Origin of the sequence: Paenibacillus sp. CFBP13512 (assembly GCF_005233705.1) — a bacterium.
Classification (GTDB): Bacteria; Bacillota; Bacilli; order Paenibacillales; family Paenibacillaceae; genus Saccharibacillus; species Saccharibacillus nuruki.
Genome location: NZ_QGAD01000029.1, coordinates 23283 through 29879, shown reverse-complemented (window position 1 = coordinate 29879; position 6597 = coordinate 23283). Strand labels below are relative to the sequence as shown.

The following is a 6597-nucleotide window of genomic DNA, read 5'->3' as shown; positions in this document are numbered from 1 at the left end:
TTTTGGTTTTATAATCTTTAATTCTCCTTGAGCAATAGATTGATACAAAAAATCTAAATTTTTATAAATACGTTCTTTTACCCAATCCAACATTTCAGATTTACGCTTTATAAATTCTTGTTGAGCAGCATAGTTAACTATAGAAGCTTGATTGTATCGTGCAAACCATCGTTGTTCGCGTAAAATTTCATTTTCAGTACCAAATTTTGAAGGGTCTGCGGATTTTAATTCTATAGATCTTTTATATACACTCTTTCCAAACACATTAAATTCCCAAAAAGTATCTTTATCCACAATTAGAAAATGATTTGTACTAATATCAACTTCATTATAATGTCCTTGCAAAGATGTAATTAATTCTTCTGATTGATCCGCTTCACCTATTAATATTTTATTATCATTTTCCCCATTTTGATTCAAAATCTCATCACTTACTAGATCTTTATATCTTTTCTCCATCCAGCTATTAATGCCTTCAGCAGGGTAATCCCAATCTAAATCTATATTAGGATCTGTTAGTAGAGAAGTAGTTATTAATGGGGCTTCTAGAGGCTTATAATCTTCAATTATACCTGGCAACTCTTGAGCAACTTTTATAATTTTTTTTTGAGTTATCATATCTGTGGTATATGATAACTCTGGAGCCTTATATGCTTCTTTCCAAAACTTTTTCTCAATTTGAGAGAATAACATGGATACCCAAATCATTTCATTTGGCTCTAAGTCAGAGATTTTTTTAATAGATATAAATTCAGTTTGATAAGAAATTACCTCATCTTGCTTTCTTTTCTTAGCATAAGCACTAAATCCGCTATCCTCTATTTCAATATCCATTACACTATATGGAAAGTGATGTTTCCACATCCTAGAAGCTAAATCACGGTCAGGTCGTCTTGACATATACTTTTGTAACGGATGAGACTCACGATCTTTATCTGTTAGTATAGATATGGTTCCTCCATTTCTGATTCCAAAAACAAAATAAGAAGAGGAATCAAATGGATCTTTTATAAGACTAAGACAAATTCCCGATGGAGATTGGGCTAATAAATAAATCAGACTATTAATATCCCAAAACTGATATACATCTTGATGATATAGAGGTTTGTTATCTTCTGGGGTTCCTTGTAAAAATTGATGACATTCTAAAGTGTGCATAGATTTAAAAGCATCACGTCTAAGAAAGCTTAAAGCTGTTAGATCGTTTACCATTTCAAATGTATTAGGTTTTGTAACACCATAATGGTTAAGTGAAGAAATAATATTCTTTTGAAATTCACTTTTGATTTTCAATATATCTTCTGATGAAATGATGCTAGCTAGTTTCTTAATCTTAGTAAAATATTCCTGCATAAAATTAGTATCTTCTACTATGGATCGAAGACTTAAAGAACGATTATCTATAAAATCATTCAGATAACATTCTAATAACATAATAGTTGTAATTTTAGTTGGATCATAAGCTAATGATTCTTTAAGTTCATTATTCATTTCTCTAATTCTCCATTGGTCTACTGTAAAAGTACCCCCTGTTTTCTCCGGAGAAATGCCAGTAATATCAGCCCACAGCAATAAAGCCTGTTCCAATCCATCTATACCAGTATACATATCCTTCATTTGGCTATTCTCCTATCTTCACTTGTATTTATTATCAATGTATAGCAACTCAAATGTGATTGTCGAATTAATGAATAGCCTAATTTGATTTAACCCTTGAGCATCCTGTAAAGTCAAAAATTGAATTGAGTTATGGATGTATATAAAGAGCCTAATTAGCAGAGAATATCCTACTAATTAGGCTCTTTTAATTTGTCTCTCAGATTTTTTGCTCTATTTAAAATAATATTCCATTCTTTTAAAATAGCTTCATATTCTTGTTGATCTAAGGGACTTAATTTTTCAATGGGATTCAAATGATGATCGTATGGAAATTTATTTAGATATTCTTTGACAACAGCTACTCTCTGTTCTGCTTGAGTAGGATAATTAGCAACTAACCAAGGTTCCCAATTTTTCTTTCCTCTGCGATCGTTACAACCATGACAAGCAGGGATCACATTTCCAATGACATAATCTCCATAGTCGACAGCTGGAATGAGGTGGTCTGGAACAAGACCATTACGGCTATCTCCAGTATCTTCTATTCCGCAGTAAGCACATTGATTATTAAAAAAGTTTTTGATTTCATGCCAATCGCGCATACTCAAGTCACGAATAGTTAGAATTTCTTTCATGCCACGTTGTACTTGATAATTCATCCGGCTAAACATACCTGTTCCTACTCTTTTGTTTGTAGATATTTTCATTAGTAGCTACCGATATCGTCTTCATTTGTCCAAGCTTTATTCGAATTATCATTGGCTTTTAATAACTCAGTAATATTAATTGCTTTATAAGCAGAATCAACTTTAGTATTGAGTTGAACAAGTTGATTTTGTAGAATAGCAAAATTTGTGTGTGCATTTGTCAGATAAGTTGAAGCTTCATTTACCAGCTGATAAACACGATTTCTACGATTAGTATTGTCAGGATAGAATATAGACATTTTATATACCTCCTATAAATTTTAATTTATTACTTCTAAATCCAACTTTCAGCTATAACAAGTGTTTATTAATATTGGTTTATACAGTTGTATATTTGTTCAAAAATGATCTAGGTGCATAACCACCTAATACTAAAAACATAACAACTATCATTTAACTGAAGATTTAATCAGAAGTTTCATTAGTGAAATGTGGTAATCTGATCCAATTAATAAGCAAATAAGATGTAGTAAAATACCATAACTTAAACAACTTCATAAATTGCTCATCTGAAGGAAGCAAATGATCATCTCTCCAACTAGTAATAATGTCTTTACAAGATAAATCTTCTACTTTATTTATTCCTTTGATTCCATTTATTTGAGAACTACCATGTCTTGAATAAGCTCCCAATAAATCTGAAGCATTAAATACTCCAAAAAAACACTGTTTGTAGTGATTATTGCTATGGATTTGCTTATCTAGCCAATAAACTAACTGATTGATTTCAGGGGTCTTTGAGAGTTTGTCATATCGATCTTGGTTACGTACAATATCCGATTTTATAGTTTCTAAAATATTGCTTATTCTTTTGATAAAATCGGCTTGTTTGTAGCTATAGATATTAGCCCATTCATATAATACAACACTAATTTCCTTTTTCATCATTGCTCCTTTAAATATGTAAGAACTTTCAAAAATACTACGAGTCATTAAATAAGGTTTTGAGAATGGGGACAAATCATAAAATTGGAGAAGTTCACTCATTTGAGTTGCCCATAGATATTCCTGGAATGGATCAATTTCCATAGATCGTTTTTTCTTTTGATTTAATATATGGGTTGCCTTATTCAGAGTTTGTGAATTGAAAATAGGAACTTTGTAAGCGGTTACTAACTCTTCGATATGTTTTATATCAATTTCTTTGTCTTTTATGATTATTCTATCACCTACATAGTGATTCCAGAAATCTCTTAGGATTGTTGAAGCTTCATAATAACTTAAAAAAACTCGATGTAATGAGAAAAAGTTGCTTTCTCCCATCTTGGCTATCATGTTACTCATATCCGGGTGTCGAATTTGAAATAAAAGTTCTGGATTAATTACATATTCATTATTATCTTTATCTAATACATTCGGGTACTCCATATAAAAAGAATGTAATGGATCTAATGTTCGTTCAGATTGAGTATAAATGATAAGTCCAGAATGTGGATGGATATAATTAAGCAATGTGAAGACTCCCTTACTAAATTGGATATAATTTAATAACGATAGTGAAGATCATTAAAAAATGCTCTGGGTTATCCCAGAGCATTTCTTTTAGGTTCCGAATCCATGTCCCATTGTTGTTAAAACTTCATTTGCTTTGTAGGTTACAAGTACTACAATCATAAGTTTTAAAGAAATTTTATAAAGTTTTTCTTTCATCTGGTGAGAGCCCCTTTACATATGTTGTTAAATTCAATAATTTGCTCTTTAGTAGCATATTCTCTATAACCATTGAATGTTAGAACACAATCAAAAGCAGTGGTTATATTAGCAATAGTAACCGAATTATACAAACTCTGCAAAAGTTTTTTTATTCCAAGTGAATGATTATTCGAATTGAATAAGTAAATAGCATATTGGTAGTCTAAATTTGCTTGATGTTGGATCATAAAAAGTTTAGTGTATTTTTTGCTCTCATTTTTCTCGACATAAGTTTTTTGAGAGAATTCTTCATAATCTACTAATATGTTATCAATATTAAATGTATACTTATTAGCGGCTTCAAGAATATTAGTGATCCCAAACGTCATTTCAGTTGGGTCATTTTTTAAGGAGTCGTAGTAGTCCATTACAACTGACTCATCCCCCATTTTTAAATGGATTGCTCGCAAGTTAGTCTCCGCAAAATGCGTATAAAGTTCAACCTGCTCTTTTCCTTTTTCATCTAAATCTTTAAACCAACTCAGATCGCGATATTTTTCATTCCATAAAAGAGCTTTCTCATACTCTTTATAAAATTCAAACATGCTCTCTCTCATAAGATAGCTTTGCCCAAAGTAATAGACAAAGGGACGTGCCGGCAAGAAGTCATCATCTTTATACAATTCCTGGTCATATATAGTTTGAGTAAGAACCCGTAACTCTTCTGAAAGAATATCTACATCTGACCATTTATTTTGTACACCATAAGCATAAGCAAGTGCGACTATACCATCCAGCTTCAAATCTAAGGGTAGTTTCAACCGATAAGGATAAAATTGACTAGCGTATTTAAAGCCCAGTTCAGTGTCATCTTTGTGAATAATAAAAAGGCGATAGTAACTGATCGAAAGTCTATCTGAATTAGCGTTAAATTCATACTTAACAACAGAGTTATATAATATACTAGCCGAATCTTTGAATTCTAGGTTATAAAGTTCTTCAGCTATTTCAAAAGCATTCGTGATAAATTTCCTGTCTTCATAGCAAAATTCAATAATTTGGTTGATAAGATCGAGTCGTTTTAAATCAGCACAAGCTAAAATAAATTTACGTGTTCGTCTCATATCAATTTTAGATACTTTGAAATCTTTAAAAAAAGCATCATACAATGCGCCCTTTGGAAAACCTACTACTTCTGTGAGGGAATCTAGCTGCGGAATGGAAAGGATTTTTTTAGAGTTGCGATTGATTGCAGCTGACATATTTCCTCTATTGATATTGGTTTGCTCTGCCAGATCTTTAAGCGTTATCTGTTTTTTTTGTATATATGAACGAATTACATTTTCAATAGACAACTCAATAGTCAATGTACCATTCTCCTTTTTTAGCAATGGCTGGATTTTTAGGACGAAGCTTACTAATTAAGTATAGATTCTAAAAAAAAGATCGTCAATTTATAAATACCTTAAATTTGGAATCACATCTACATAAATCTCTATTTCCTACAAACTATAACTATTATTATCGACTTTTTATAAAAAAAAATTAAAATAACTATCGAGAAACGACATAATTTACAAATACAAGTTGATTTCACAATATATAATATTTTAAATAGCATCAAATCCCTTTATAATGATATCTGCTATTCTAATACTTACAGTTTGATACATATTGCTTTATTTTTGTACCATTACATAATTCATATGTAATCCTACAGTAAAAGGATTTTATGCAAGATAATAAAATAGTCATTATTAATTAACAATATTTTCTAAAAATTTGCATAGTTTTTAATCAGATAGATTTGGAAATCTAAGAGTATAATCAGGAATATTATTGAATTGAGGACGTGAACAAGTTGGATCAACAAAGATATAAAGTTCTAATCGCAGAAGATGAACCATTCCAACTCTCAGTATTGGAAGAGATAGTTACAGGAGAAGGGTATATTGTTTGTAAAACAGTGAAATCCGGATTAAAACTTATTGAAGAGGCAAAAATACACCAACCGGATATTTTACTACTTGATATAGGATTGCAAAAGTTAGATGGTATATCAGCAGTAAAACAAGTGATAGCAGATGGATCAAATCCGCTATTGCAGCTAATATTTACGACAGGATCAGTAGATACAAAACATCTACTAGCTGGCTTTGAGTTAGATACTATTGATTATATAACTAAGCCGTATGATCCAGAACGATTAAAAAAAGCTTTGGCTAAAGCCAAAGCTCAAATACACATGAATAGAGTTGTTAAATCTTACAGCATTGTGGAAAAACATATGATTCAATTGGTCGTTGATCATCAAGTAAGAATGATCGATGAGAACCAAATAGTATATGTAGAGAAAAACAAATCATCAAGAACTAAATCATTAGTCCATCTTAGTTCTGGACAAGTGATTGAGACTACTTCCAATTTAAAAGAGATTAAAGAAAAAAGTAGCGATGCGATTATTTTTTCTCATCGCAGTTTTTTAATTAATCTAAATTATATCCAGATGATCTGTACAGATGAATTCTCACGTTCGACCAAAAAAGCATTTCAGATAAATCTTCAAGACGTAGAAGAAGATATACCTCTGACCAGAAAAAACTACAATCTAGCTTTAGATCAATTATCTAAATTTATTTAAATGTGATCTTCTAGAAAT

The 6597-nt window shown here is 30.8% G+C and carries 6 protein-coding genes; 1 reads left to right on the top strand and 5 read right to left on the bottom strand.

What is annotated here, in order from left to right:
• The 5 genes from PaeCFBP13512_RS22375 to PaeCFBP13512_RS22355 all read right to left on the bottom strand — a co-directional run.
• Positions 1–1617: hypothetical protein (locus tag PaeCFBP13512_RS22375; protein WP_137226132.1), on the bottom strand; the 1617-nt coding region annotated here is incomplete at its 3' end.
• Positions 1618–1790: 173 nt separating this feature from the next.
• On the bottom strand, positions 1791–2306 hold the full coding sequence (locus PaeCFBP13512_RS22370) for an HNH endonuclease (protein ID WP_137226130.1): 516 nt from the start codon (positions 2304–2306) through the stop codon (positions 1791–1793).
• The gene (locus tag PaeCFBP13512_RS22365; protein WP_137226128.1) at positions 2306–2545 is read right to left on the bottom strand and encodes a hypothetical protein; all 240 of its coding nucleotides are present in this window, start codon (positions 2543–2545) and stop codon (positions 2306–2308) included. Before PaeCFBP13512_RS22365 ends, PaeCFBP13512_RS22370 begins: the two co-directional genes overlap by 1 nt.
• 166 nt (positions 2546–2711) lie before the next feature.
• Positions 2712–3758: a hypothetical protein gene (locus tag PaeCFBP13512_RS22360; RefSeq protein WP_137226126.1), complete on the bottom strand. Its 1047-nt coding sequence runs from the start codon at positions 3756–3758 to the stop codon at positions 2712–2714.
• Between the two features lie 194 nt (positions 3759–3952).
• Positions 3953–5305 (bottom strand): hypothetical protein, encoded by a 1353-nt coding sequence (locus PaeCFBP13512_RS22355; protein ID WP_137226125.1) that lies wholly within the window; start codon positions 5303–5305, stop codon positions 3953–3955.
• A 494-nt stretch (positions 5306–5799) separates the two neighbouring features.
• On the opposite strand from PaeCFBP13512_RS22355, the gene PaeCFBP13512_RS22350 reads away from it, so the two are divergent.
• Entirely contained in the window at positions 5800–6579 is a 780-nt protein-coding gene (locus PaeCFBP13512_RS22350) for a LytR/AlgR family response regulator transcription factor (protein WP_137226123.1), read from the top strand.
• Positions 6580–6597 lie beyond the last annotated feature (18 nt).